Annotated in this window: 25 protein-coding genes; all 25 read right to left on the bottom strand. The window is 48.2% G+C overall.

Features of this window, described 5'->3' with window-relative positions; translation table 11 throughout:
- Positions 1–6: 6 nt before the first annotated feature.
- Positions 7–2,226, bottom strand: a complete 2,220-nt coding sequence (pnp, locus tag KNQ15_RS01015; RefSeq protein WP_214727219.1) for a polyribonucleotide nucleotidyltransferase — start codon at positions 2,224–2,226, stop codon at positions 7–9.
- 138 nt (positions 2,227–2,364) lie between these two features.
- Positions 2,365–2,634 carry a 30S ribosomal protein S15 gene (gene rpsO, locus KNQ15_RS01010; RefSeq protein ID WP_023468676.1) on the bottom strand — a complete coding sequence of 90 codons (270 nt, stop codon included), beginning with the start codon at positions 2,632–2,634 and terminating at the stop codon, positions 2,365–2,367.
- A 123-nt stretch (positions 2,635–2,757) separates the two neighbouring features.
- A complete protein-coding gene (locus KNQ15_RS01005; RefSeq protein WP_029342039.1) occupies positions 2,758–3,687 on the bottom strand; it encodes a bifunctional riboflavin kinase/FAD synthetase in 930 nt (309 codons plus the stop codon).
- 16 nt (positions 3,688–3,703) lie between these two features.
- Positions 3,704–4,612 (bottom strand): tRNA pseudouridine(55) synthase TruB, encoded by a 909-nt coding sequence (gene truB, locus KNQ15_RS01000; protein WP_047393849.1) that lies wholly within the window; start codon positions 4,610–4,612, stop codon positions 3,704–3,706.
- A 51-nt stretch (positions 4,613–4,663) separates the two neighbouring features.
- Positions 4,664–5,005 (bottom strand): 30S ribosome-binding factor RbfA, encoded by a 342-nt coding sequence (rbfA, locus tag KNQ15_RS00995; RefSeq protein ID WP_023468679.1) that lies wholly within the window; start codon positions 5,003–5,005, stop codon positions 4,664–4,666.
- Positions 5,006–5,044: 39 nt separating this feature from the next.
- Complete coding sequence (infB, locus tag KNQ15_RS00990) at positions 5,045–7,216, bottom strand: translation initiation factor IF-2 (RefSeq protein WP_047393846.1); 2,172 nt, start codon at positions 7,214–7,216, stop codon at positions 5,045–5,047.
- Positions 7,217–7,231: 15 nt separating this feature from the next.
- Positions 7,232–7,534, bottom strand: coding sequence for a YlxQ family RNA-binding protein (locus KNQ15_RS00985; RefSeq protein ID WP_023468681.1), 303 nt, complete (start codon positions 7,532–7,534; stop codon positions 7,232–7,234).
- Positions 7,527–7,796 carry an RNase P modulator RnpM gene (gene rnpM, locus KNQ15_RS00980; protein WP_023468682.1) on the bottom strand — a complete coding sequence of 90 codons (270 nt, stop codon included), beginning with the start codon at positions 7,794–7,796 and terminating at the stop codon, positions 7,527–7,529. The genes KNQ15_RS00985 and rnpM overlap by 8 nt, the downstream gene beginning before the upstream one ends.
- A 3-nt stretch (positions 7,797–7,799) precedes the next feature.
- Positions 7,800–8,909, bottom strand: a complete 1,110-nt coding sequence (nusA, locus tag KNQ15_RS00975; RefSeq protein WP_023468683.1) for a transcription termination factor NusA — start codon at positions 8,907–8,909, stop codon at positions 7,800–7,802.
- A 17-nt stretch (positions 8,910–8,926) separates the two neighbouring features.
- Positions 8,927–9,394: a ribosome maturation factor RimP gene (rimP, locus tag KNQ15_RS00970; RefSeq protein ID WP_023468684.1), complete on the bottom strand. Its 468-nt coding sequence runs from the start codon at positions 9,392–9,394 to the stop codon at positions 8,927–8,929.
- Positions 9,395–9,523: 129 nt separating this feature from the next.
- The gene (locus tag KNQ15_RS00965; protein ID WP_483299349.1) at positions 9,524–13,813 is read right to left on the bottom strand and encodes a PolC-type DNA polymerase III; all 4,290 of its coding nucleotides are present in this window, start codon (positions 13,811–13,813) and stop codon (positions 9,524–9,526) included.
- Positions 13,814–13,942: 129 nt separating this feature from the next.
- A complete protein-coding gene (locus KNQ15_RS00960; protein WP_047393839.1) occupies positions 13,943–15,643 on the bottom strand; it encodes a proline--tRNA ligase in 1,701 nt (566 codons plus the stop codon).
- 34 nt (positions 15,644–15,677) lie between these two features.
- The gene (gene rseP / locus KNQ15_RS00955; RefSeq protein WP_214727217.1) at positions 15,678–16,919 is read right to left on the bottom strand and encodes an RIP metalloprotease RseP; all 1,242 of its coding nucleotides are present in this window, start codon (positions 16,917–16,919) and stop codon (positions 15,678–15,680) included.
- A gap of 14 nt (positions 16,920–16,933) precedes the next feature.
- Entirely contained in the window at positions 16,934–18,088 is a 1,155-nt protein-coding gene (locus KNQ15_RS00950) for a 1-deoxy-D-xylulose-5-phosphate reductoisomerase (RefSeq protein WP_214727209.1), read from the bottom strand.
- Positions 18,089–18,102: 14 nt separating this feature from the next.
- Positions 18,103–18,903, bottom strand: a complete 801-nt coding sequence (locus KNQ15_RS00945; RefSeq protein ID WP_214727207.1) for a phosphatidate cytidylyltransferase — start codon at positions 18,901–18,903, stop codon at positions 18,103–18,105.
- Positions 18,904–18,921: 18 nt separating this feature from the next.
- Positions 18,922–19,662 (bottom strand): undecaprenyl pyrophosphate synthase, encoded by a 741-nt coding sequence (locus KNQ15_RS00940; protein ID WP_029342046.1) that lies wholly within the window; start codon positions 19,660–19,662, stop codon positions 18,922–18,924.
- Between the two features lie 79 nt (positions 19,663–19,741).
- Positions 19,742–20,299, bottom strand: coding sequence for a ribosome recycling factor (gene frr, locus KNQ15_RS00935; protein WP_023468691.1), 558 nt, complete (start codon positions 20,297–20,299; stop codon positions 19,742–19,744).
- Position 20,300: 1 nt separating this feature from the next.
- Complete coding sequence (gene pyrH / locus KNQ15_RS00930; RefSeq protein ID WP_029342047.1) at positions 20,301–21,020, bottom strand: UMP kinase; 720 nt, start codon at positions 21,018–21,020, stop codon at positions 20,301–20,303.
- 111 nt (positions 21,021–21,131) lie between these two features.
- Positions 21,132–22,013 (bottom strand): translation elongation factor Ts, encoded by an 882-nt coding sequence (gene tsf, locus KNQ15_RS00925; protein ID WP_023468693.1) that lies wholly within the window; start codon positions 22,011–22,013, stop codon positions 21,132–21,134.
- An 82-nt stretch (positions 22,014–22,095) separates the two neighbouring features.
- Positions 22,096–22,830 (bottom strand): 30S ribosomal protein S2, encoded by a 735-nt coding sequence (rpsB, locus tag KNQ15_RS00920; RefSeq protein ID WP_012370721.1) that lies wholly within the window; start codon positions 22,828–22,830, stop codon positions 22,096–22,098.
- Positions 22,831–22,959: 129 nt separating this feature from the next.
- Positions 22,960–23,388, bottom strand: a complete 429-nt coding sequence (locus KNQ15_RS00915; protein WP_214727205.1) for a hypothetical protein — start codon at positions 23,386–23,388, stop codon at positions 22,960–22,962.
- An 11-nt stretch (positions 23,389–23,399) separates the two neighbouring features.
- Entirely contained in the window at positions 23,400–24,173 is a 774-nt protein-coding gene (locus KNQ15_RS00910; RefSeq protein WP_214727203.1) for a FliA/WhiG family RNA polymerase sigma factor, read from the bottom strand.
- Positions 24,174–24,186: 13 nt separating this feature from the next.
- Positions 24,187–24,669, bottom strand: a complete 483-nt coding sequence (locus tag KNQ15_RS00905) for a chemotaxis protein CheD (protein ID WP_029342052.1) — start codon at positions 24,667–24,669, stop codon at positions 24,187–24,189.
- Positions 24,662–25,270: a chemotaxis protein CheC gene (locus KNQ15_RS00900; protein WP_029342053.1), complete on the bottom strand. Its 609-nt coding sequence runs from the start codon at positions 25,268–25,270 to the stop codon at positions 24,662–24,664. The genes KNQ15_RS00905 and KNQ15_RS00900 overlap by 8 nt, the downstream gene beginning before the upstream one ends.
- A complete protein-coding gene (locus KNQ15_RS00895; RefSeq protein WP_029342054.1) occupies positions 25,263–25,691 on the bottom strand; it encodes a chemotaxis protein CheW in 429 nt (142 codons plus the stop codon). Before KNQ15_RS00895 ends, KNQ15_RS00900 begins: the two co-directional genes overlap by 8 nt.
- Positions 25,692–25,702 lie beyond the last annotated feature (11 nt).

The following is a 25,702-nucleotide window of genomic DNA, read 5'->3' as shown; positions in this document are numbered from 1 at the left end:
GATTCATTAGTTACGACGTGGTGGACGTTGTCCGTCACGTGGTGGGCGTGAACCCTGATCCCGGCGTGGCGGGCGGTTCTCACGCTCTGTCTTTTTCTTTTCTTCGTATGCGGCACGATCTTCTTCGCTTAAGCCTTCGACGAGCAGGACTTTGTGCGAAGCGTTGACGCGTCCCTTGTCATCGATTTCTGTGACACGGACTTTTAGCTTATCTCCAAGTTTGACGACATCTTCCGTTTGACCGACACGGTTAAGTGCGAGTTCCGAAATGTGGACGAGTGCGTCTTTTCCTTTGAACAATTCGACGAATGCACCGAATTTCTCAACACGACGGACTGTTCCGTCGAACTCTTCGCCGACGACGACTTCACGGACGATATCTTCGACCAATTGACGGGCACGATCAATGCCAGCTTGATCCGTCGAAGCGATGAAGACGGTTCCGTCTTGATCGATGTCGATCTTAACGCCTGTCTCATCGATGATACCGTTGATGACTTTACCACCAGGTCCGATGACATCACGGATTTTATCTGGATTGATTTTAAGTGTGACGATTTTTGGTGCGTATTGTGACAATTCGACACGTGGTTCAGCGATGACCGTTTGCATGTGCTCAAGAATGTGCAAACGACCAAGACGTGCTTGTTCGAGTGCTTCTTCTAGGATTTGACGCGTGATTCCGCCAATTTTCATATCCATTTGTAGAGCTGTTACACCTTCGTGAGTTCCAGCGACTTTAAAGTCCATATCGCCGAGATGATCTTCCATCCCTTGGATATCTGTCAAGATCGAGTAATTTTCACCTTCCATGATCAAGCCCATCGCGATACCAGCGACAGGTGCTTTGAGTGGAACACCCGCATCCATCATGGCAAGGATCGAACCACAGATTGAAGCCTGTGATGAAGAACCGTTCGATTCAAGCACTTCTGACACGAGACGGATCGTGTACGGGAAATCAACTTCATTCGGAAGAACTGGTAAGAGTGCGCGTTCTCCGAGTGCCCCGTGACCAATTTCACGACGACCTGGTGCGCGCATCGGACGTGCTTCCCCGACTGAGAATGGCGGGAAGTTGTAGTGGTGCATGAAGCGTTTCTCTTCCTTCAGACCAAGACCATCGATGATTTGAGCGTCCCCTGCAACACCGAGTGTCGCGACAGACAAGACTTGTGTCTGACCGCGTGTGAACAAACCTGAACCGTGTGCACGTGGCAAGAGACCGACTTCTGAATCGAGTGGACGGATCTCAGCAAGACCACGACCATCTGGACGGACTTTGTCTTCTGTGATGAGACGACGGACTTCGTCTTTGACGAACTTGTTGAGCACGCCTGATACTTCTGCCAGTTGTTCTGCTGTGACTGACTCGTCAGCAGCATACAATTCGATGTATTTTGCGATGACTTCGTTGATGGCAACGTCACGCGCTTGTTTTTCTTCGACTTGAACCGCTTGTGTGACTTCTGCCAATGCTTCTGCTTTCAGGCGATTGACGATTGTCTCATCGAAGCTTGATACCGTATATTCGAACTTCTCTTTACCGACTTGTGCGACGATTTCTTCTTGGAACGCGATCATTTCCTTGATGACATCGTGTCCAAGTAAGATCGCTTCAAGCATTGCTTGTTCCGATACTTCCTTCGCACCTGCTTCAACCATGTTGACGGCATGTTTCGTTCCGGCAACTTGAAGGTCGATGTCGCTAACTTCCATTTGCGCTGAAGTCGGGTTCACGACAAATTCTCCGTCGACGCGACCGATCGTCACGCCTGCGATTGGACCATCGAACGGAATATCCGAGATCGAAAGCGCAATCGAAGCCCCGATCATCGCAGCGACTTCTGGTGAATTGTCAGCATCTGACGAAAGAACCGTCGTCGCCACTTGTACGTCGTGACGGAAACCATCCGGGAATAATGGACGGATTGGACGGTCGATTAGACGCGAAGTCAAGATCGCACTCTCTCCAGGACGTCCTTCACGTTTAAGGAATCCACCTGGGATTTTCCCTGCCGCATATAATTTTTCTTCATAGTTCACTGTTAATGGGAAGAAATCTAAGTCCTTCGGTTGTTTTGATGCAACGACCGTAGCAAGAACGGCTGTATCGCCGTAACGAATCAATGCTGCTCCGTTCGCTTGTTTTGCTAATTGACCGATTTCAATCGTTAATGGACGTCCACCGAGTTCGGTCGAAAACGTCTGTTTTGTTTGTGACATGCACAAATCTCCTCTCACTGCTATCCGTTTTTTCATTCAAATCTAATTATGTAGGTTCTTGCGCAAAAAGTCCATGAATCGGCAAAAAAAAGAAACAGGAGACGATGCTCCTGCTTCCCTACCTCGTTCTCGTCGGGATTAGCGACGGAGACCAAGACGCTCGATCAACGAACGGTAACGTGCAACATCCTTGTTACGAAGGTATGTGAGCAAGTTACGGCGACGACCGACCATTTTCAAGAGACCACGACGTGAGTGGTGATCCTTTTTGTGTGTACGTAAGTGATCGTTCAAAGTTGTGATCTGTTCAGTTAAAACAGCAACTTGTACTTCCGGCGAACCAGTATCGCCTTGTTTCGTAGCATATGCTTCGATGATTTCGTTTTTACGTTCTTTTGTGAGTGCCATTGTCACTCCACCTCCATCTTATAAATGACCGTATTCCCGAGCATCGGATGGTGAGACCAGATGCCAAGTGAATCGGCTGTACGTGATCGTACTGACCTATCATAACGAACCCTGTCCGTACTGTCAAACGCTTAATCGTGTATTTGCCTCTTCACGGTCCCGTGCCAATTGTTCTTTCAATTGATCGATACCATTGAAGGCTTTTTCATCGCGTAAGTAAGCGATCCATTCAAGCGTCAATTCTTGACCATAAAGATCCTCATCAAAGTCAAGAAGATGTGTCTCAATACTGACGTCTCCCGTCTCATAAAACGTCGGGCGTCTGCCGACGTTCGTCATCGCTTTGAATCGACGACCGTCCGCTAAGCGAACGAATGTCGCATACACACCAAGTTTCGGTATGACGTAGGCGAATTCTGGGCGCATGTTGGCTGTCGGGAAGCCAATTTGTCGACCGCGTGCGTCACCGTGAATGATTGTACCTTTGATTTGGTAGGGTTCACCAAGCAAACGTGCAGCCGGTTCGACTTCTCCTGCAGCAAGTAAACGACGAATCCGGGTTGAGCTGATTTTTTCTGCTTCTTCTTGGAACTCTGCTACAACGGTGTGTGTGAACGTGCCCCGACTATGAAAATCAAGCGTCGTCATTTTGCCAGCTCCGAAGCGACCGTAGGAATAATCAAATCCAGCGACGACATGCTCTGCTCCAGACGCAATCAGATATTCATCGACGAAAGCTTGCGGTGACAATTCCGAGAAAGGAATCGTGAACTCAATTACATAAACACGATCGACACCAAGGCGTTCGATTTTCTCTAATTTACGTTCAAGCGGCGTGATGTAGCGAACCGGTTCATCCCCTTTACCAAGTACTTGTTTCGGATGTGGATCAAAGGTCATGACAGCCAAAGGCAGGCGACGAGCCTCCGCTTCTTTCCGTGCTGCTGCGATGACTTGCTGATGTCCGAGATGTACACCGTCAAAAAAGCCAAGTGCGATGACAGCAGGGGCTTTTTGAGGCTGTTCCGGATATGTCAAATGTATGATGTCCATGATGCTCTCTCCGATCTTAATCGATTTGTAGCATGACCTCGACGCGTGCTACCTGTTCTTCTGGAAGACGTCGATATAGTGCTAAAGGTACGTCCTCTTCATTATAGACAGTAAACAGCTCGAATTCGACTGGAATGCTTGTCAGCTTTGCTCCGTTCAAGACACGCTGCGCTGTTGCTGCATCGACCGTCAATCGTGGCCATTTTTGGATGACGTGTTCGATCGGTAGGACGTGTTGCATCCGTTCTTCGACTGTCTCGTATGATTCGAGCGTCTCGAGTGTGACGGTGTCCGTCTCAGCAATCGCACCAGAACCTGTCCGACGTAAGTCGCTCATGTGTGCGGCATAACCGAGGCGTTCTCCGATTTCGACTGCTAGCGTCCGGATATACGTCCCTTTTCCACAGGCGATATCGAGGCGGAAGCGACAAAGACCATCTTCGAACACAAGGTCCGATGTCCGTTCCAATCGATCGATACGGACAATCCGTGTCGGTCGCTCGACTTCAATGCCTTTTCGTGCATATTCGTATAGTTTCTTCCCGTTCACTTTGACTGCTGAATAATACGGTGGCGTCTGCTCGATCTCCCCTGTCAATGCGCTCAGAATATCAGCGATTGCCTCTTCAGTAATACTTCCGGGCTCGACCGGTGTTTCACGAACCGTCTCCCCGTGTGCATCTTCCGTCGTCGTTGCGAAGCCGATCGTCACTTCCGCCGCGTAACGTTTTCCTTCATCCGTGATAAACCGGGCAAGCTTCGTCGCTCGACCGAGACAGATCGGTAAGACACCTGTTACTTCCGGGTCAAGTGTCCCTGTATGTCCGACTTTTTTCGTCTGAAACAAGCGACGTAGACGAAAGACACAGTCATGACTGGTCATTCCGGCTGGTTTATCTAGTGGTAATACTCCGATGGGTTCCACGTGATGTCCTCCTTGAAAAAAAGGCAACCACACGCGTGGTTGCCTTAGGTGTTAATCTTTGTTCAAATTCCGAAGCAACTCATCAATGCGTGATCCGTATTCGACAGAAGAATCGACCTCGAACAACAGTTCAGGTGTTTTCCGTAGACGAATCCGCGATCCGATTTCCTTACGCATGAAGCCTTTTGATTTTTCAAGACCGATGCGCGCATCCTCACGTGCTTTTTCGTCACCGAGGACCGAATAGAAGATCGTAGCTTGTTGCAAGTCTCCTGTCACTTCGACACCTGTGACGGTAATCGGCTTGACGCGTGGATCCTTGACATCTTTGATGAGCAGTTGCGTAATTTCCTTACGCACCTGTTCGGCGACACGATTCGAGCGTAAACTCATGTTTGTTCCCTCCAGTTCGGAAGAATGGATTCCGTTCTGTTACTTCCGTTTGACTTCTTCCATAATGAACGCTTCGATGACATCATCAACTTTCACATCATCATAACGTTCGATCTTAATACCACACTCGTAACCAGCAGCGACTTCTTTGACATCATCTTTGAAGCGGCGAAGTGTATCGAGTTTTCCTTCGTAGATGACGATACTATCACGAACGACACGGACACCTGCATCACGCGTTAACTTACCTTCCGTGACATATCCACCTGCGATCGTACCGACTTTCGATACTTTAATGACATCGCGGACTTCAGCTTGACCGATGATTTTCTCGACGAACTCAGGATCAAGGAGACCTTTCATCGCTTGCTCGATTTCTTCAATCGCATTGTAGATGATCCGGTGAAGACGAATTTCGACTTTCTCCTGATCTGCCATTGATTTCGCGTTACCATCCGGACGAACGTTGAATCCGATGATGATCGCATTTGCTGCTGAGGCGAGGATAACGTCACCTTCTGTGATCGCACCAACACCTGAGTGTACGATGTTAATTTTAACACCTTCGACATCAATTTTCTTCAATGAACCGGCTAAGGCTTCAACTGAACCTTGAACGTCACCTTTGATGATGATGTTGAGGTCCTTAACTTCGCCTTCTTTGATGCGGTCGAAGAGATCTTCTAAGCTAACTTTCGCTGAATCGCGACGTTGTGCTTCGATTTCACGTTGGTAACGTGCTTCACCGATTTGACGTGCTTTTTTCTCATCTTCGAATGCGAAGAATTGATCGCCCGCTTTCGGAACATCGTTTAAACCTGTGATTTCGATTGGCGTCGATGGTCCGACTTCTTTGACACGACGACCGATATCGTTGACCATTGCCCGGATACGACCGAACGTGTGACCGACGACGATCGGGTCACCGACACGAAGTGTTCCGTGTTGAACGAGAAGTGTAGCGACTGGACCGCGTCCTTTATCGAGTTTCGCCTCGATGACTGTTCCGCGACCGTTCATATCTGGTGTTGATTTGTATTCTTGAACTTCTGAAACGAGAAGGATCATCTCGAGCAATTCGTCGATGCCGTCTCCTTTAAGAGCTGAAACCGGTACGAAGATCGTATCCCCGCCCCAGTCTTCTGCAACGAGTTCAAACTCTGTCAATTCTTGTTTGACACGGTCAGGGTTTGCACCCTCTTTATCCATCTTGTTGACCGCGACGATGATTGGAACGCCAGCTGCTTTCGCGTGGCTGATCGCTTCTTCCGTCTGCGGCATGACACCGTCATCGGCTGCAACGACGATGATCGCGATATCCGTGACATCTGCTCCACGTGCACGCATCGTCGTGAACGCCGCGTGACCTGGTGTATCGAGGAACGTGATCTTCTTGCCGTCGATCTCAACTTGGTAAGCACCGATGTGCTGCGTGATCCCGCCGGCTTCGCCTGCAGTGACCTTCGTATTACGGATCGAGTCGAGCAATGTCGTTTTACCGTGGTCGACGTGTCCCATGATCGTAACGACCGGTGGACGCTCAGACAATTCGTACTTGTCAAGGTTCAATTCATATTGATCAAAGTCCGTCTCATCGACTTGGACTGTCTTTTCGACTTCAAAACCAAACTCTGTCGCGAGCAGTTCGACTGTCTCGTCATCAAGATCTTGGTTGATTGTCGCCATGACACCGAGACCCATCAATTTCATGATCAATTCATTTGGTTTTTTCGCCATTTTTTCAGCGAGTTCACCGACTGTCAAGTTATCAGAGTATTGAACGACGTTTGCCATCGCCTCTTCTTGCGCCCGGCGAGCTGCTTTCCGTTGACTCGACTTCGAGTTCGGATCCGCTACTTCGAGTTTACGCGGTTCTGCTTTCTTTTGGTTCGGACGACGTTTGCCGCCACGGTTGTTACGGTTGCCGAATTCTGGGCGTCCGCCTTTGCTGTTACGTGATTGGTTACCTGCTGGTTTGTTTGTACTTCCTGGTCGGTTCGGTTTATTATCTGATTTCACTTGTTTTGGAGCCTCCGTCTTTTGAGCCCGATATTTTTCGGGATTAAATACTTGATCGAGTTGCTGTACTGTCTGTTCATCTAATACTGCCATATGATTCTTGACTGGTTTCTCCAGCTTTTCGAGCTGGGTGATGACCTGCTTACTTGTTACGTTTTGTTCCTTGGCGAATTCGTATACACGTTTACCCAAAGGATCCACCTCCAATTAGTCGTTCGAGAGGAGTTCAGTTAGCTTTTTCGCAAATCCGGCTTCATTGACTGACACGACAACACGCGCATCCTTTCCTAATGCTTGACCGAGAATCGTCCGGTCGGCGACTTCTAGGTAAGGAACCTGATAACTCGTACATTTATCTGTGACTTTCTTACGCGTGGCAGCCCCCGCATCTGCTGCTAAGAGAACAAGCTTCGCTTGTCCTCCTCGTACTTCTTTCAGTACGAGTTCTTCTCCCGTCGTCACTTTTCTAGCTCGATTCGCGAGACCGAGAAGGGATTCCCATTTACTCATTTGTACCTCCCGCGATTTCAAGCAATTCATCGTATAAGGCATCTGTCGTCTTGACCTTCAAATGATGATCAAGCGTCCGTTTTTTCTTCGCCGTCGCAATGACTGCCGCATCTTTCGATAAATAGGCACCCCGCCCATTCATCTTACCATTTAAATCGATGACGACCTCTTGTTCAGGTGTTCGGACGACACGAATTAATTCTTTTTTCGGCTTCATTTCTTGTGTGATGACACACTTGCGTAATGGTACCTTTTTTTGCACGAATTATTCCTCGCCTTCGACTTGGACCGCTTCTACTGCCGGCTCTTCCGTCGCGAAGACATCTTCGAGATCCATCGCTTCCGCTTCAGACTCGCTCTTGATGTCGATTTTCCATCCTGTCAACTTCGCTGCGAGACGGGCGTTTTGACCACGTTTCCCGATTGCAAGTGACAATTGGAAATCCGGAACGACGACAATCGTCGCTTTCGCTGGTTCGTTGACGTAGACCGCAACGACTTGAGCTGGGCTGAGTGCATTCGCAACATATTCTTTCGGATCATCCGAGTAACGGACGATATCGATTTTTTCCCCGTTCAAATCATTGACGATGCGTTGAACACGTGCCCCTTTTTGCCCGACACATGCACCGACTGGATCGATGTCGTCCGCTGCGACCGCGATTTTCGAACGGTCGCCCGCTTCACGCGCCACAGACTTAACTTCGACTTCGCCACTTGAAATCTCTGGTACTTCGATTTCGAAGAGACGTTTTAAGAGACCTGGATGTGTCCGTGATACGAGAATCGATGCCCCTGATCCTTTGACCATCGGATCAACCTTCGTGACGTACACCTTGATGCGATCACGAATCCCGAAACGCTCGTTCGGCATTTGCTCGTGTGTCGTCAAGACAGCTTCGATACCTTCTAGGTTGACGTACAAGTTGCGTGCATCTTGACGCTCAACGATACCTGTCATGATCTCATCTTCACGATCCGCGAAGTGATTGTAGATGCGTTCACGTTCTGCTTCACGCATTTTTTGTGTGACGATCTGCTTCGCCGTTTGTGCCGCAACACGACCGAAGTCGCCTGGCGTCACTTCGACTTTATGGAAATCGCCGAGTTCATATGTCGGATCGATCTCGTGCGCTTCTTCAAGCGAAAGTTGCTCTTCTGGTTGTGTCAATCGTTCGACGACTTCCTTGAGCGCGAAGACACGGATGTCTCCTGTCTGCTGGTCGAATTCGACCTTTACAGCCTCCGATTCTTTTCCGAAGTTGCGTCGGTACGCTGAAATCAATGCCTGTTCGAGCGCATCGATGATGATGTTCTTGTCAATTTCCTTCTCTTTCGCGATTTGATTGATCGCCTCGAGTAACTGTGGTCCCATCGTTCTCTTCCTTTCCGTCAGAACATTACCGCAAGTCGCGCAAGTGAAATCTTGTCGACCGGTATCTCAATTTTCAATTTTCTTGTTTTGACACGCACTTCGATTTCAAGCATCTCAGGTGTGTACGCGAGCAACGTTCCTTCAAATTCAACCGCATTCTTTACTGGATCGTGCGTTTTGATATACACATGTTTCCCAATCGCCTTTTCGAAGTCCTCGTCTTTCTTCAGTGGACGTTCCGCTCCTGGACTAGCGACGTCGAGGTAATACGGCTCGTCGATCGGATCATTGTCATTCAATGCTTCCGATAACTGTTCATTGATTTTGACGCAGTCTTCAAGATCCACGCCACCCTCTTTGTCGATGGAGACACGTAGGAACCAATCCGCCCCTTCTTTGACGAATTCAACGTCGACTAGCTCCATCCCCTCTCGTTCGACGATTGGTTTTGCGAGCGCTTCGACCTTTTCCGTTACGTTCGTCATCTTCATCCTCCTTCAAAAAACAAACAAGAAAGGAGCAGGTCCCCCTACTCCTTCCAAGTCGTAGTATAAAAAACATTTCCTCACTCAATATAGCATAGGAAAGCGCTCAAAGCAAGTGTTCCTAAGGGCTTACAAGTCGAACAAGGATAGCTGATTCTCGTCCGGTAACCCTTCGAGACAGCCTAGGTTATCGAGCGTCTCGATGATCGTTTTCGATAACTTGGCACGTTTTTGGAGGTCTTCCTTCGAGAGGAATTCGCCACCTTTACGTGCTTCGACGATCTGCTTCGCTGCATTCGTCCCGAGACCTGTCACGGCATTAAACGGTGGTAACAACGTATCCCCGTCAATGAGGAATTCCGTTGCACTTGAGCGGTAGAGATCGACCTTTTGGAACGTAAAGCCCCGTTCGATCATCTCAAGCGCGATTTCAAGAACCGTGTACAATCCCTTGTCCTTCGCAGTTGCCTCGAATCCTTTATCCTTGATGTCTTGCAAGACTTTCCGGACGGCTGCAGAGCCTTTATTCATCGCACCGATATCAAAGTCACCCGCACGTACCGTAAAGTACGAAGCGTAGTAATACATTGGATGATGGACTTTATAGTAGGCGATCCGAACAGCCATTAAGACATAGGCAGCAGCATGGGCTTTCGGGAACATGTACTTGATTTTCTTACAAGAATCGATATACCAGAGCGGCACATCGTTCTCGATCATCGCCTCTTCCATGTCAATCGAGAGTCCTTTCCCTTTTCGGACCGACTCCATGATTTTAAAAGCAAGTGACGGTTCAAGACCGGCATAGATCAAGTAGACCATGATGTCATCTCGACAACCGATGACGTCTTTTAATTCACATGTTCCGTTGTAGATCAATTCGCTGGCGTTTCCGAGCCAGACATCCGTTCCGTGCGAGAGTCCTGAAATCTGGACGAGCTCCGAGAACGTCGTCGGTTTCGTCTCTTCTAACATTTGGCGGACGAACTTTGTTCCAAACTCGGGAATACCGAGCGTTCCCGTTTTTGAATCGATTTGCTCCGGCGTCACGCCGATCGATTCCGTCGAACTGAAAATTTTCATGACTTCCGGGTCATCGACCGGAATCGTCTTCGGATCTCGTCCTGATAAATCCTGTAGCATCCGAATCATGGTCGGGTCATCGTGACCGAGGATATCGAGTTTGAGTAAGTTATCGTGAATCGAGTGGAAGTCAAAGTGTGTCGTCTTCCATTCAGAACCCATATCATCTGCCGGATATTGAATCGGACTAATATCATAAATATCCATATAGTCCGGTACGACGATGATCCCACCTGGGTGTTGCCCAGTCGTTCGTTTGACGCCGGTGACACCACTGACGAGACGATCGACTTCCGCATTCCGATACGTCAGCTCATTCTCCGACTGATACCCTTTGACATAGCCATACGCCGTCTTCTCGGCAATCGTTCCGATTGTTCCGGCACGGTAGACGTAATCGTCACCGAACAAGACTTTCGTATAGGCGTGTGCTTGCGGTTGGTATTCTCCACTAAAGTTCAAATCGATATCTGGTACTTTATCCCCTTTAAATCCAAGGAACGTTTCAAACGGAATATCATGACCGTCTTTAAATAACGGGATATCACATTTCGAACAGGATTTATCCGGTAAATCGAATCCCGAACCGACAGAACCGTCATCGAAGAACTCCGATTCCTTACAATTCGGACAGACATAGTGTGGCGGCAAGGGATTGACTTCGGTGATTTCGGTCATCGTCGCAACGAGACTTGATCCGACCGACCCCCGTGAACCGACCAAATAGCCGTCGTCGAGTGATTTTTTAACGAGTTTATGGGAAATCAAATAGATGACGGCGAATCCGTGACCGATGATTGACTTCAACTCTTTTTCGAGTCGTGCTTCGACGATTTCCGGTAACGTATCGCCGTAAATCCGGTGCGCCATATCGTACGACAAGTTCCGAACTTCTTCATCCGCCCCTTCGATCTTTGGTGTATAGAGATCTTTTGGAATGATGTCGATGTTCTCGAACTGTTTCGCGACGGCTTGACTGTTCGTGATGACGAGACGTTCCGATACATCTGGCCCGAGGAACTTGAAGTCATCCATCATTTCCTTCGTCGTCCGGAAGTGTGCCGGTGGCAGTTGTTTTCGCATGTTCAGCATGTTCGCTCCACCTTGCGTCCGGATCAAAATCTCCCGGTACGTGGCGTCATGTTGATCGAGGTAATGCACGTTCCCTGTCGCAACTGGTAAGATATCATGTTCTTCCGCGACACGGATGATTTTTTTGATCAGTTCGCGCAGTTCGAGTTCATTCTGAACGATTTCCCGCTCGATCAAATGACCATACATCGCGGGTGGCTGAATCTCGATGAAATCATAGAACTGCATCACTTTCGCTAAATCTTCGTCTGACTTGTTCAAAGCGGCATCAAACACTTCGCCATTATCGCAAGCTGATCCGATGATCAAACCATCCCGGTGCGCGACGAGTTGCGAGCGCGGTGTGCGGACGACACGGTGCACGTGTTTCGTATGAGCAATCGAAATCAATTGGTACAAATTCTTCAAGCCCGTCCGGTTCTTCGCATAGACCGTCGCGTGGTATGGTCGTGCCCGCGAGATATCTTTCCCCATCTCCCGGTTGAGTGAGGCGTGTGTCTTCATGTCGAACATCTCATCTGCCATTTGAAGCAACTTGACCATCAAATATCCCGTCGCTTCCGCGTCATAGATGGCGCGGTGATGTTGCGTCAATTCGATATCAAATCGTTTCGCGAGTGTGTTCAATCGGTGATTTTTTAGCGTCGGCATCAAGACACGGGCTAGCTCAAGTGTATCAATGACCGGCAAGACCGATTCATCGTGTCCACCAGACCGGAGTGTCGCATTCAAGAATCCGATATCAAACGAAGCATTATGGGCAACGAGAATCGAGTCGCCGACCCAGTCCATGAACTCCTTGACGACTTGTTCCGGGTCTGGTTTTCCGCGGACCATATCATCGGTGATCCCTGTCAAATCAATCGTCGTCGCCGACAACAGGTGCTTCGGATCCGCGAATGCTTCGAACTTATCGATGATATCACCGTCGTGGATCTTGACGGCTGCGAGTTCAATGATTTTGTTGTACATCGCCGATAAACCAGTCGTCTCGACGTCAAAGACGACGAATGTCGCGTCATCTAAGTTACGTTCCACCGGATGATAGGCGACTTGCACCCCGTCATCGACGACGTTCGCTTCGATTCCGTACAATACTTTGATATCGTTTTTCTTTCCGGCATAGTAGGCATCCGGGAAACTTTGGGCACCAGCGTGATCCGTGATCGCAACAGCAGGATGACCCCATTTTGCTGCGCGTTCGACGTATTTCGTCACGTTCATGACAGCGTCCATCTGACTCATTTGCGAGTGCGCATGTAACTCGACACGCTTCTCGCCTGCCCAAGGGTCAGCCGGTGCTTCCATCTTCACTTCTGAAAGTTGGGCAATCATCATACAGAGATCGCGTAGGAATGTATCGAACTCAACGCGACCTGCCGCCTGAATCCACATCCCTTTTTTGATGGCTGAGAGAATCTTGACGTCTGTTTCGTCACGCGCAAACATCTTGACGACGAGGGAGTCCGTATAGTCCGTCATCTTGAACGTAAAGATCGTCTTTCCGCTTCGCAGTTCACGACTTTCAGCTGAGAAAACGAGACCACGAATCGCGATCCGTCGTTCCTCGTCTTGGATCGTCTTGATTGGGACAATCTCATCTTGAATCGGTTTCCCAATCCGGATCTCAACCGGTCCTTCATCGTCATCTCGCGATTGTTCCCGTTTGAATTGCAACTCGAGCATTCGTTTTGCTTCTTCCATGTCTTCCTGTTTCACCTGATTGCGCAACGCTTCTTGTTTCGATTCGTTGATTTGAACAATCGGTTCACAGTTGAATTTCGGGAATCCATAAGCACTATAGAGTAACTGTAACTCACCACATAAGCTGCTTTTTAAGAAGCCTGCTTCCGGTTCACTTCGGACCGGAATGAATAATTTCTGTTCTTTGAACTCTGGTAAGACACGCCCGAGTTGTGTCCGCATCGCGGATGAGACATCCGCGAGATCTTGTACGACATATGGCCAGTAATCATGATACATGCGTTCGTCTGGTCGACTATCCGCATGTAGAATGATTTTGACTTCGGCGAATTGCTGATACCGGCTTGTCAATCGACTCGTAAAGAGTTGATAAACGTTTTGGGGTAAAACATGTGGCAAGCGGATCTCAAATGTCCAGGTTGCTTTTGCTTTATTAACGCGAAGCTTCTCAAGGACTGCTTCGTTAAAGTATTCTTCAATGATACCGTTCGGTAATTCCAAGTCACTCAGCAACAGTGACATGCGTTGTTGTGTATCCACTCGCAATTGTGCTGTCTGATCGCTTCACACCGTGACAGCAACTCCTCCTCCTCTTGCGGATTGCCCAAGGGGCGAATGGGTGTGAGACAAGAAAACAGTCACTTTATGAAAAGTGACCGTCTCCATACTTTATTCTAAACCTTCATAGAGTGAACGAACAGCCTCAACGACTTGTTCTTGTCCAATTTCTTCTGCATCGCCACCACGACGGGCTTTTAATTCGACGATTCCTTCTGCCGCTTTTTTCCCGACGTTCAAACGAACCGGTAGACCGATCAAATCAGCATCGGCGAACTTGACGCCTGCTCGTTCTTTCCGGTCGTCAAGTAAGACGCTGAATCCTGCAGCTGTCAACTCACGATATAGCGTCTCTCCGAGTTCAAGCTGTTCCGCATTTTTACCATTGACGACGATCAAATGGACATCGTATGGTGCGATCGCTTTTGGCCAAATGATTCCTCGCTCATCATAATGCTGTTCGACGACTGCCGACAATGTCCGCGAGACACCGATGCCGTAACAACCCATGATGAGTGGTTGCGCTTTACCGCCTTCATCGAGGAACGTCGCTCCCATTCCTTCAGAGTAACGTGTGCCGAGTTTGAAGACTTGACCGACTTCGATACCACGTGCGAATTTGACGTTGCCGTTGCCGTCTGGTGACGCGTCACCTTCTTCAACGAAACGTAAATCCGTATAGTCGGCTTCGAAATCACGGCTTGGGTCGACATGGATATAATGCGTTTCCGCTTTGTTCGCACCACAAACAGCGTTCGTCAAGGCACGGATTGCGTAATCGGCGACGATCTTCATGTCTGCTCCGATCGGTCCGAGTGTTCCAGGCGTTGAGTGAAGCGCTGCTTCAATCTCTTCGTCGCTCGCCATCGTGATGTCGAGAGCACCCAGGTAGTTTTTCAACTTGATGTCGTTGACTTCGTGATCGCCCCGGACAAGTGCCATGACAAGCCCTTGTTCCGTTTTGAAGATGACAGTCTTAATCGATTCGTTAGCTGGTAAGTTCAGATGTGCGCTGACCGCTTCGATCGTCTTCGCATCTGCCGTATGCACTTCTTCAAGCGCTTCTGGTGCTTTGTCTTGCTTCGGATAGGCATCGATTGACTCTGCCATCTCTAAGTTCGCTGCATAATCCGACTGGTCTGAATAGACGATTGTATCTTCACCAATTGCTGCTAACGCATGGAACTCATGTGTTCCACTACCACCAATCGCACCTGAGTCCGCGACGACTGGACGGAACTCAAGACCAACACGTGTGAAAATCCGCGAATACGTATCAAACATGTTTTGATACTCTTCGTCTAAGCTCTCTTGTGACGAATGGAACGAGTAGGCATCTTTCATGATGAACTCACGACCGCGTAATAAACCAAAACGTGGACGACGTTCGTCACGGTACTTCATTTGAATCTGGAAGAGATTGACCGGTAACTTTTTATACGAGTTCAATTCATCACGAACGATCGAAGTGATCAGTTCCTCGTGCGTCGCTCCGAGCGCGAACCGGCGATCATGACGATCCGTTAAACGCATCAATTCAGGTCCATAAATATCCCAGCGCCCTGTTTCTTCCCATAGTTCAGCTGGTTGAATCGCTGGCATCAGCAATTCTTGCGCACCCGCTGCTTCTAATTCCTCGCGGATGATTGTCTCGATGTTTGCGAGAACTCGTTTTGCGAGTGGGAGATACGAATAGATCCCAGCGGCATTTTGACGCATGAATCCTGCACGAAGCAAGAGTTGGTGACTGATGGCTTCTGCATCAGATGGTACTTCACGCAACGTTGGCATGAATAGTTTTGATTGTTTCATAATGAGTCACGAACTCCTTTGACTGAGTGATTAATTAAAAGAATTTTTGAATGTCGTTCCAAGTGACGACGAGCATGAGTAGCATTAAAAGCGCAAAACCGACGAAGTGAACCAATCCTTCTTTTTGAGGGTCGACCGGTTTACCGCGTAAGGCTTCAAGGAAGAGGAACAGCAGTCGCCCTCCGTCAAGTGCCGGAAGTGGCAATAAGTTGAAGACTGCTAAGTTAACGGACAACAATGCTGTCCATGTCAATAGCATCGAGAACCCGCTATCTGCGACCTGATCGGTCATCTTGACGATCCCGACTGGTCCTGATAACTGATCGACGCCAACGACACCTGTCACGAGATCTCCAACCGCTCCAACGATGAGGGTCGACATCCGCCATGTTTCTGAAACGCCGGTTTGTAGTGCTGTTCCGAATGATTTTTCTGTCTCATTCGTAACACCGATGATGCCGACCTTCTGTTCTCCTTGCTGTTGCACTTTTGGCGTGATTTCAGTTGTCGTCTCTTTCCCATCACGCTCATATTTTACTTCTGTCGCTTTTCCAGCACGGTCTTGGAATCCAGCACGTAAATCAGTCCATTTGGCTGTATCCTGTCCGTTGACCGAGACAATCCGGTCACCTTCAACAAGTCCTGCTTGATCGGCAGGTGAACCTTTTTGTACTGTTCCGATGACGCTTTCTCCCGTTGGAGAGCCATTATATAAGGCAAGACCGAATAAAATGACAAACGCGAGGACAAAGTTCATGAACGGTCCTGCAGCGATCGCAAGGACGCGTTTCCATACGGATTTCGAACCGAATGTGCGGTCATACGGCGCAATTTGTGTCCGTGTCTGACCTTCGACGAGAAATGCTGTCGGTGAAACCGGATAGCGAACCGATGTCTCGTCTTGTAATCCAACGAGTTCGAGTTGACGCAACAAGTCAATCCGCTCGACAGTAACGACTTGATCGACTTGTGGCTGATCCGCATCGAAATAAATCGTCTCGATGACGCCGTCCTTTAACTGTAATCCAACAGTTTGACCTGATTTGATCTCAACGAGTTCCGGCTCTTCACCCGCCATCTTGACGTAACCGCCAATCGGCAACAGACGAACCGTATACAACGTCTCATTCTTAAACACTGAAAAGATCTTCGGTCCAAATCCAATCGCGAATTCCCGACAGAGAATACCTGCCCGCTTCGCCATTACGAGATGACCCCATTCATGGACGGCGACGAGTACACCGAACATCAGCACGATTGAAATAAAGGTCGTCATTACTTATCCCATCCTTAGTTAGCGAATGTAAGAGACGATACGAACTCACGTGCCCATCGATCAGCTTCAAGGATTTGATCCAAGGAAGGCTCGGCGATAAGCTCATGAGCTTGAAGCGCCGCCTCGACGCTCGCTTCGATTTCTAAAAAGCGAATGTCCCCTTTTAAGAAACGGTCCACCGCTTGTTCGTTCGCAGCATTGAGTACTGATGGCATCGATCCACCGGCTTGACCCGCTTCAAAAGCAAGTCGTAACAAGGGATAACGATCAAATGATGCATCAGCAAAGTGTAAGCGTCCGATTTCCTTTAAGTTTAACCGTTCTCCCCCTTGGATTTCAAGGCGGGACGGATATGTAAGAGCGTACTGAATCGGTTCTCGCATGTCAGGCATACCAAGCTGAGCCATGACAGCTCCATCGTTGAATTCGACCATCGAGTGAATGATGGATTCACGATGAATGACGACATCGATGTCCGCATAGTCGACATCAAATAACCAGTGCGCTTCAATGACTTCGAATCCTTTGTTCATCATCGTTGCGGAATCAATCGTGATTTTTGCTCCCATCGACCAGTTCGGATGCGCGAGTGCTTGTTCGACCGTCACGTCTGCCAGTTCTTCACGTGATTGATCACGGAAGCTTCCGCCTGACGCCGTCAAGATGATTTGACGCACATCTTCTCGCCGCTCACCGTTCAAGCATTGGAAAATCGCCGCATGCTCACTATCGACGGGTAAAATCGTCACGTTTTTTTCACGCGCGAGCTTCATGACGAGATGACCTGCCGTAACGAGTGTCTCCTTATTCGCAAGACCAATCGTCTTACCTGCCTCAATCGCGGCAAGCGTTGGACGTAAGCCAACAGCTCCTACGACCGCTGTAATGACCGTATCAACATCAGGATGCGTCACGATATCAAGCAATCCTTCTTCACCGATGACGATTGTTGGCTGATAAGTCAACTGTTGCTCGAGTTCTTGACGTGTTGTCTCATCTTGGACTCCGACAAGCATCGGTTGCAAACGATTCAACCACGGTACGGCGACCGTCGTGTTGCGTCCAAATGCAAAACTCGTCAATTCAAAAAGGTCTGGATTAGCCGCAATGACATCGAGCGTCTGCGTACCAATCGATCCTGTTCCACCGATGATACTGATTTTCTTCATAATGAAGCGCCTCCTCAAGCAAAGATATCGAGTACGACGAGGACCGTAAAGACGATCATCATGCTGTCGAATCGATCTAGAATACCACCATGACCCGGTAGTAACGTTCCAGAATCCTTCACACCATAATAGCGTTTGTAAGCGGACTGGACCAAGTCACCAAGTTGCCCAACGACGGCAACGATGATGGCAAGGACAATGACTTTTCCAAAACCGACTGTCGGTTCGATACTTTCAAACACGACACCGAGTAAGATGGCAAGTAACACGCCACCGACTGCCCCTTCAATCGTCTTATTCGGACTGATTGACGGCCACAGTTTATTCTTACCAAATCGTTTCCCGACGAAGTACGCCCCTGAATCCGTAAACCAGATCAAGAGAATGATCAACAGCGACCACGTTAATCCGTGTTCGAGTAAGCGGATGTAGGCGAACGATGCAAAACCGACACCGACATAGATGGCAGTCAGCAGTAAAAAGGCGACATCATCGAACGTAAAGACATTTTTCGAAAACACGTTCCAAAAGAGACCGATCAATAAAATGATCATTGCCCAAGCGATTGGTGAAAGTCCGATTGGGAGTGTCCGATCGACTGCCTCTTCATAGATACCGACGAATGGTAATAATGTGCCGATCCCGAATAAAATCCGTGGAATGCGCGAGCCGCTCCATTGTCGCATCCGGACGAGCTCGGTATAACCGAGAATCGTTAGTATTGCCATAAACGCTAAAAAGGGAAGTCCACCGATGTACAAAAGCGCCAAAAAGATGGCGCCCGCCCATATCCCTGTGATAATCCGAGTTTTCATAAGCTAGTCCTCATTTAATCAGACGCCGCCAAATCGGCGTGTCCGTTGATTGTAATCTTCAATTGCTGCCAAGAAAGCATCCCGACGAAACTCTGGCCACAAGACATCTGTAAAATAAAACTCTGCGTACGCCGCTTGCCAAAGTAAGAAGTTCGATAACCGTTGTTCGCCACTCGTTCGAATCACGAAATCGACATCGGTTACGGATCCTGTCATTAGCTCGCGCTCGATCGTCTCCGGTGTAATCGCATCCGGTGACAATGTTCCTGCCTGAACCTGTGCGCCTAGTTTTTGCATGACCTGCACGAGCTCATCGCGTCCTCCATAATTCAGAGCGAAAATCAGACGAAGTCCTGTATTGTGTTGCGTATCCAGTTTCGCTTGTTCCACTGCCTCACGTGTGAAATGAGGGAGGCGTGACACTTCTCCTGCTACCTCGACTTTGACATTTTGTGCGTCTAACTCTTTTAAATCCGACTCTAGAAATTGTGCCGGCAGTTTCATGAGAAAACTCACTTCTTCTTCCGGACGCGTCCAATTCTCCGTCGAGAAGGCGTATAATGTCAGACTCTTTACGCCGAGTTCATTTGCAACCCGAACAACCTCACGAATCGATTTCATGCCTTCGCGATGTCCCATGATACGTGGAAGTCCACGTTTTTGTGCCCATCTACCGTTACCATCCATGATGATGGCGACGTGTTCAGGCACCCGATCATAGGTTTCGGTTTCTTTCGTCTGATTCAACCATTGAAACATCCGCACTTCCTCCTCTCTCAATTATGAAGAAAGGGACTCTTCGTGTGACAAAGAGTCCCCCCCATGACGATCCGTCGCGTCATACTTCCATGATTTCTTGTTCTTTTTCCGTTGCTGTCTGATCAAGTTGTTTAACGAACTTGTCTGTCAACGTCTGAACATCTTCTGTGTATCCACGCAAATCATCTTCTGTCAATGCACCATCTTTTTCTTGTTTCTTTAACTGCTCGTTCGTATCACGACGAATGTTACGGAGGGCAACCTTACCTTCTTCCGTATACTTCTTGACGAGTTTGACGAGTTCCTTCCGGCGCTCTTCCGTTAGTGGTGGAATCGCAAGACGGATGACTGTACCATCAGATGATGGTGCAAGACCAAGATCAGCACGTTGAATTGCTTTTTCAATCTCGCTGACCATTGATTTATCCCATGGAGTGATCAAGATCAGACGTGCTTCTGGTGTGTTGACGTTCGCTACTTGATTAAGCGGTGTCGGTGAACCGTAGTATTCGACTTGAACGGGATCTAAAATCGCAACGTTCGCACGACCTGCGCGGAGTGTCGCAAGTTCTTTCTTAAGTGAAAGATGTGCTTTTTCCATCCGTTCTTCGGCTTGTTTTAAGATTTCTTTTGACATGTTATTTCCCCCTTACGATTGTCCCGATTTCGTCACCGATGACGACACGTTTGATGTTACCTTCTTCCATCAACGAGAAGACGATGAGCGGGATGTCATTGTCCATACAAAGTGATGTTGCTGTAGAATCCATAACTTGAAGTCCATCCTTTAAGACATCCAAGTAAGAGAGCGTTTCGAATTTCTTCGCTTCTGGATCAACATTCGGGTCAGCTGAGTACACACCATCGACGTTGTTTTTCGCCATCAAGATGACCTCTGCTTCAATTTCAGCTGCACGAAGAGCAGCTGTCGTATCTGTCGAGAAGTACGGGTTCCCTGTACCTGCTGCAAAGATGACGACGCGTCCTTTTTCGAGGTGACGCATCGCACGGCGGCGAATGTACGGTTCTGCTACTTGGCGCATCTCGATTGATGTTTGAACACGTGTTTCAACACCTACATCTTCTAAGCTGTCTTGAAGCGCAAGCGAGTTCATGACTGTCGCTAACATCCCCATATAATCGGCGTTGGCCCGGTCCATCCCAAGTTCTGCACCTGTTTTGCCACGCCAAATGTTTCCAGCTCCGACGACGACCGCTACTTCAACGTTCAATTCAACTAATTCGCGAATCTGTTCCGAGATAGATTTGACGATGACAGGATTGATCCCAAACCCTTGATCTCCTGCGAGCGCTTCTCCGCTCAATTTTAACACAATCCGGTTATATTTCGGTTGCATGACTATGTCCCCCTTGCTAAATTCCGTAAAAAAGGAACACGAACCACTTCCACACGAAAGTGGATTGAAGCATACGTGTTCCTTCTCTTGTCATCAGGATGATCCCGATTCTTATTTTTTAAGTTGGTTCATAACTTCTTCAGCGAAGTTCTCTTCGCGTTTTTCCATACCTTCTCCAACTTCGAAGCGTACGAATGACACGACTTTACCGCCTTTAGATTCTACATATTTACCAACTTTGAAGTCTGGGTCCTTGACGAACGTTTGATCGACGAGGCAGATTTCCTCGAAGAACTTGTTCATACGACCAACGATCATTTTTTCAACGATGTTAGCTGGTTTTCCTTCGTTCAACGCTTGCTCAGTGAGGACTTTTTCTTCACGTGCTTTTTCTTCTTCTGTGACAGAAGTACGGTCAACGTAAAGTGGACGTGCTGCTGCGATGTGCATTGCAACATCTTTTGCAACTGTTTCATCTGTCGTACCTTCGATAACGACGACTGAACCGATGCGTCCACCCATGTGGAGGTAAGAACCGAAGACTGCATCATCTGCTTTTGTGAAGAGCGCTACGCGACGGAGTGAGATTTTCTCTCCGATTGTTGAAGCTTCTTCTGAGATGTATGTGTCGATTGTTTTACCCGCTTCGTATTCAGAAGCAAGAGCAGCTTCTGCTGTCTCAGAACCGTTACGGAGAACAGCGTCTGCGATGTTTTGAACGAGTGTTTGGAAACGTTCGTTTTTCGCAACGAAGTCTGTTTCTGAGTTGATTTCGACGAGTGCCGCTTTGTTGCCGTCAACTGCAACTGCAGTCAATCCTTCAGCTGCAATACGATCGCCTTTTGCTGCTGCTTTAGCGATCCCTTTTTCACGCAAGAAATCTACTGCTGCGTTCATGTCACCGTCAGTTTCAACGAGTGCTTTTTTGCAGTCGAGCATACCTGCACCTGTTTTTTCACGAAGTTCTTTAACCATTGCTGCTGTAATAGCCATTCGATATTCCTCCTTATAACATCCTTAGTTTCAAAAAAAAGGTGATAAAAGGTCGATTCCCTTTATCACCTGGCATCACGAATTACTCAGCGTCTGCTACTACTTCTTCAGTAGTTTCAGGTGCTACGTTATCTTCGCCTTGTTTAACTTCGAGGATTGCGTCAGCCATTTTACCAGTGAGCAATTTGACTGCACGGATCGCATCGTCGTTCGCTGGGATGACGTAGTCGATTTCGTCTGGATCACAGTTAGTATCAACAATCGCAACGATTGGGATGTTGAGTTTGTGTGCTTCTGCAATCGCGATACGCTCTTTGCGTGGGTCAACGATGAAGAGTGCATCCGGAACGCCTGGCATATCTTTGATACCGCCGAGGAATTTCTCAAGACGAGTCATTTCTTTTTTAAGAATGATGACTTCTTTTTTAGGAAGAACTTCGAATGTACCGTTCTCTTCCATTTTTTCGAGTTGTTTCAAACGGTTGATACGTTTTTTGATTGTAGAGAAGTTCGTGAGAGTTCCACCCAACCAACGTTCGTTGATGAAGTATTGACCTGCACGGATCGCTTCTTCTTTCACAGTGTCTTGAGCTTGTTTTTTCGTACCAACGAAAAGAACGTTTCCGCCTTCAGACGCTACTTCACGGATGAAGTTGTATGCTTCGTCTACTTTTTTGACCGTTTTTTGAAGGTCGATGATGTAGATTCCGTTCCGTTCTGTGAAGATGTATTTTGCCATTTTTGGGTTCCAACGGCGTGTTTGGTGACCGAAGTGTACACCAGCTTCTAACAATTGTTTCATCGAGATTACTGCCATGATGAATTCCTCCTTTTGGGTTTTGGATGTCCTCCGCGATGATCGTCTGTCCAGCTAACCTATTAAAGGCACCGCAGCTGGCGATACATGCGTGCGTAATTAACACCGTAGACTAATATAGCATAAAGATTACCGAGGGGCAACCTTCGTTTGATGAGAAAGTTTAGCAATCAAAGCAACCTCGCCCGTCCCGCGATTCAAAGACCGCGCAAGCGTCTCAAGATCCGCTCCTTCTCGGAGCGCCTGCTTGACATCCGTTAACGGTGGTTCTTTTGAAATGGATTGTTCGATTTCGACGGTTTCCGATTTTTCGTATGTAGCCGCCTTCACCATCTGTGGAGACGCGTCCGGTACTTGTCCAACCTGTTCGTTCGCTTTAATTACGGATGTCTCCGTCATGGCGTTGACGTTCTCCATGAAATGAAGCAACACTTGTTCCGTCTCATTCTTTTCATGTTCCAACCGGATAATCCGGTCTTTAAGCGCTGCCTGCTGGCGAAACAACACCAGCAGCGCATAACAGACTAGAGCAGCTAATAAAATATAAACGACAGTCATAATTCTTCCTTTCACATGGCGACACGATCTGCTAAGTAGGCACTTCCGAGCGCATTCTTCAACTTCCGAAGCGATTTTGAATGGATTTGTGAAATACGGGAAGTCGAGAGCCCGAGGACTTCTCCAATTTCAGTAAGAGTCAATTCTTCATAATAGAACAACGAGACGACAAGTTGTTCTTTTTCGGATAACCCTTCGACTTCCTCTGCCAGTTTAGCGATCAACTCACGCATTAATAACATATCTTCCGGTGTAGCAGTATCTGGATCTAAATAGGAGACGGTCATCGCCTTCCCCTCATCCTGTAGCGTGACTGCTTCATCGATCGATAATACATTCGCAAAATAGCTTTCTGCTAAAGCACCCTTGACCTCGTCCGGTGTCATGTCGACGATGGAAGAGACTTCGTCTAACGTCGGCGTCCGTTGCAAAGATTGTTCAAGGATCTCAACGGCTGCCTCGACCCGTTTTGCTTTTTCCCGTAAGGAACGTGGTAACCAATCGATTTTACGAAGCCCATCTAAAATAGCTCCTCGAATCCGAAAGGCGGCATACGTGTCGAATTTATTATTATGATTTTGATCGAATTTTTGAAGCGCATCGTACAATCCCATCATCCCTAAACTTTTCAACTCGTCTCGATCGACACTTTTAGGCAACGTCGCACTCAAACGCTGAACATGGTATTGAACAAGTGGTTCATAATTGTGAAGTAACAGGTCTGCCACCGCAATATCGCGTGTGGTCAGCCATCGATCCCAAAGTTGTTGTAATTCCTCACGCATGACCATTCCTCCTCTAGATTTCCAGCGTCCCGACATTCACCGTCCGGATGACGAGACGCCCTGATTGTGAGTGGAACTCGATCGTTCGTCCATTCGTGCCGCCAACATCTTCGGCAACGAGTGGAATTTTTACTTGTTGAAGCATCGCTTTGACCGCAGCGATGTTTCGCTCACCAATCCGCATTGATTCATGTTCATACTTAAATTGAAACATCTGAGCCCCACCCGCAATCTTCGCGCGTAATCGGATGGCTCCACTTGCTCGTAATTCGCGGGCTACCTCTAGAATTGCCGTATCCGCGAACTTTCCGACTTCAAGCTCCCGATTCCGACTGATCGCTGAATCAGGCAACATGACATGCGCCATACTCGATAACCCTCGTTCCTGGTCATAGATGACGACGCCTACACACGATCCAAGACCCGCCGTCCGTAAAATGACGGGGCGTTTACTGATGGCGTACTCCGCAATCCCAATCCGTACGATTTCATCCATTCAAGTCCACACCCAATCGTTCGAAGACCGTCTGAAAGGCGTTAGCTTCAGGCAACAAAAGTAAATGTCCAGTCAAATCGTTTCCTGCACTAGACAAATGCGTGTCGATATAGACAGCCATATTGCCTGGGGTCGTTGATTCAAGTAAGGCTACTTCAAGTAACGCACCAACCATATCAAACGCTGATGCAGGAACACTGACATGTAACGATAAATCAAGCCAATCGGAGATAGCCCGAGCATATGCTCCTATTAAAATATTCCCAATTTCTTCCCAAGCAGAAACCCCCATTTCGTGGGAATCGGAAAAAAAGTGGAATTCCGTCTGCATCAATTGGCTCACAAGCTTCTCTGCATCACGAAGTGGCATCAAAAAAAGTAACGTTGCTTGAATATCGCCAGAAAAACGTAACAATGCACCAGCGGTATACGTTTCCGCCCCTCCACTTCGCTCGATGATCGTCGTGAAATCCTCAAGTTCAGCGGAAGGTACTTCGATCTCAATCGGTTGTCCAAGTAAGGTCGAAAGTGCTGTCGCTGCGTGACCAGCTCCAATGTTGCCGACTTCCCGTAAAATGTCCCGTTCGTTCGGATTAAGCATGAACGATGTCCTCAAATAAGCGATTCGGTTCAATCAACGAAAACAATTGCTGATCGCCTTTTGCGACTGCAGTCAAATACGAGGCATCCTCCTGCTTTTGTTCACTGAGCGGTTCAATCCGAACATCCGTTGATTCGACGACTTCGTTTGCCCGGTCGACGATGAATCCAGCGTCCCCATGCTCCAAAGTGGCGATGATGATGCGTGTTTCTTCCGTTTCTTCCATTAATTCGAATCCAAGACGGGCACGCAGGTCAATCACGGGGGTGACGACACCTCGCAAATTGATGACTCCTTTGACATAGGATGCAGCGTTCGGAATCCGTGTGATCGGGATGAGCCGTTCGATTGAACGAACAGACTGTACATCAATACCGTATGCATTATCTTCTAATTGAAAAACAACCCATTTTTGTTCCATCTTCGTTCCCC

It is taken from the genome of Exiguobacterium sp. s168 (assembly GCF_018619035.1).
In the GTDB taxonomy this organism is placed as follows: domain Bacteria; phylum Bacillota; class Bacilli; order Exiguobacteriales; family Exiguobacteriaceae; genus Exiguobacterium_A; species Exiguobacterium_A acetylicum.
The sequence above is the reverse complement of the archived record's forward strand: the minus strand, read 5'-3'. Positions and strand labels throughout refer to the sequence as shown.

What these genes read in the sequence shown, in the direction of transcription:
- KNQ15_RS00960 (WP_047393839.1), bottom strand. Translation starts at nt 15,643, where the DNA reads ATGAAACAATCAAAACTATTCATGCCAACGTTGCGTGAAGTACCATCT.
- KNQ15_RS00910 (WP_214727203.1), bottom strand. Translation starts at nt 24,173, where the DNA reads ATGCGTGAGGAATTACAACAACTTTGGGATCGATGGCTGACCACACGC.
- KNQ15_RS00985 (WP_023468681.1), bottom strand. Translation starts at nt 7,534, where the DNA reads ATGAGTAAATGGGAATCCCTTCTCGGTCTCGCGAATCGAGCTAGAAAA.
- rimP (WP_023468684.1), bottom strand. Translation starts at nt 9,394, where the DNA reads ATGACGAACGTAACGGAAAAGGTCGAAGCGCTCGCAAAACCAATCGTC.
- KNQ15_RS00900 (WP_029342053.1), bottom strand. Translation starts at nt 25,270, where the DNA reads ATGCTTAATCCGAACGAACGGGACATTTTACGGGAAGTCGGCAACATT.
- KNQ15_RS00915 (WP_214727205.1), bottom strand. Translation starts at nt 23,388, where the DNA reads ATGACTGTCGTTTATATTTTATTAGCTGCTCTAGTCTGTTATGCGCTG.
- rseP (WP_214727217.1), bottom strand. Translation starts at nt 16,919, where the DNA reads ATGACGACCTTTATTTCAATCGTGCTGATGTTCGGTGTACTCGTCGCC.
- rbfA (WP_023468679.1), bottom strand. Translation starts at nt 5,005, where the DNA reads ATGAGTTTACGCTCGAATCGTGTCGCCGAACAGGTGCGTAAGGAAATT.
- KNQ15_RS00905 (WP_029342052.1), bottom strand. Translation starts at nt 24,669, where the DNA reads ATGGATGAAATCGTACGGATTGGGATTGCGGAGTACGCCATCAGTAAA.
- rpsO (WP_023468676.1), bottom strand. Translation starts at nt 2,634, where the DNA reads ATGGCACTCACAAAAGAACGTAAAAACGAAATCATCGAAGCATATGCT.
- KNQ15_RS00940 (WP_029342046.1), bottom strand. Translation starts at nt 19,662, where the DNA reads ATGTTTCAATGGTTGAATCAGACGAAAGAAACCGAAACCTATGATCGG.
- pnp (WP_214727219.1), bottom strand. Translation starts at nt 2,226, where the DNA reads ATGTCACAAACAAAACAGACGTTTTCGACCGAACTCGGTGGACGTCCA.
- frr (WP_023468691.1), bottom strand. Translation starts at nt 20,299, where the DNA reads ATGTCAAAAGAAATCTTAAAACAAGCCGAAGAACGGATGGAAAAAGCA.
- rpsB (WP_012370721.1), bottom strand. Translation starts at nt 22,830, where the DNA reads ATGGCAGTAATCTCGATGAAACAATTGTTAGAAGCTGGTGTACACTTC.
- KNQ15_RS00895 (WP_029342054.1), bottom strand. Translation starts at nt 25,691, where the DNA reads ATGGAACAAAAATGGGTTGTTTTTCAATTAGAAGATAATGCATACGGT.
- KNQ15_RS00950 (WP_214727209.1), bottom strand. Translation starts at nt 18,088, where the DNA reads ATGAAGAAAATCAGTATCATCGGTGGAACAGGATCGATTGGTACGCAG.
- nusA (WP_023468683.1), bottom strand. Translation starts at nt 8,909, where the DNA reads ATGGGACCACAGTTACTCGAGGCGATCAATCAAATCGCGAAAGAGAAG.
- tsf (WP_023468693.1), bottom strand. Translation starts at nt 22,013, where the DNA reads ATGGCTATTACAGCAGCAATGGTTAAAGAACTTCGTGAAAAAACAGGT.
- KNQ15_RS00945 (WP_214727207.1), bottom strand. Translation starts at nt 18,903, where the DNA reads ATGAAAACTCGGATTATCACAGGGATATGGGCGGGCGCCATCTTTTTG.
- KNQ15_RS01005 (WP_029342039.1), bottom strand. Translation starts at nt 3,687, where the DNA reads ATGGACATCATACATTTGACATATCCGGAACAGCCTCAAAAAGCCCCT.
- pyrH (WP_029342047.1), bottom strand. Translation starts at nt 21,020, where the DNA reads ATGCAACCGAAATATAACCGGATTGTGTTAAAATTGAGCGGAGAAGCG.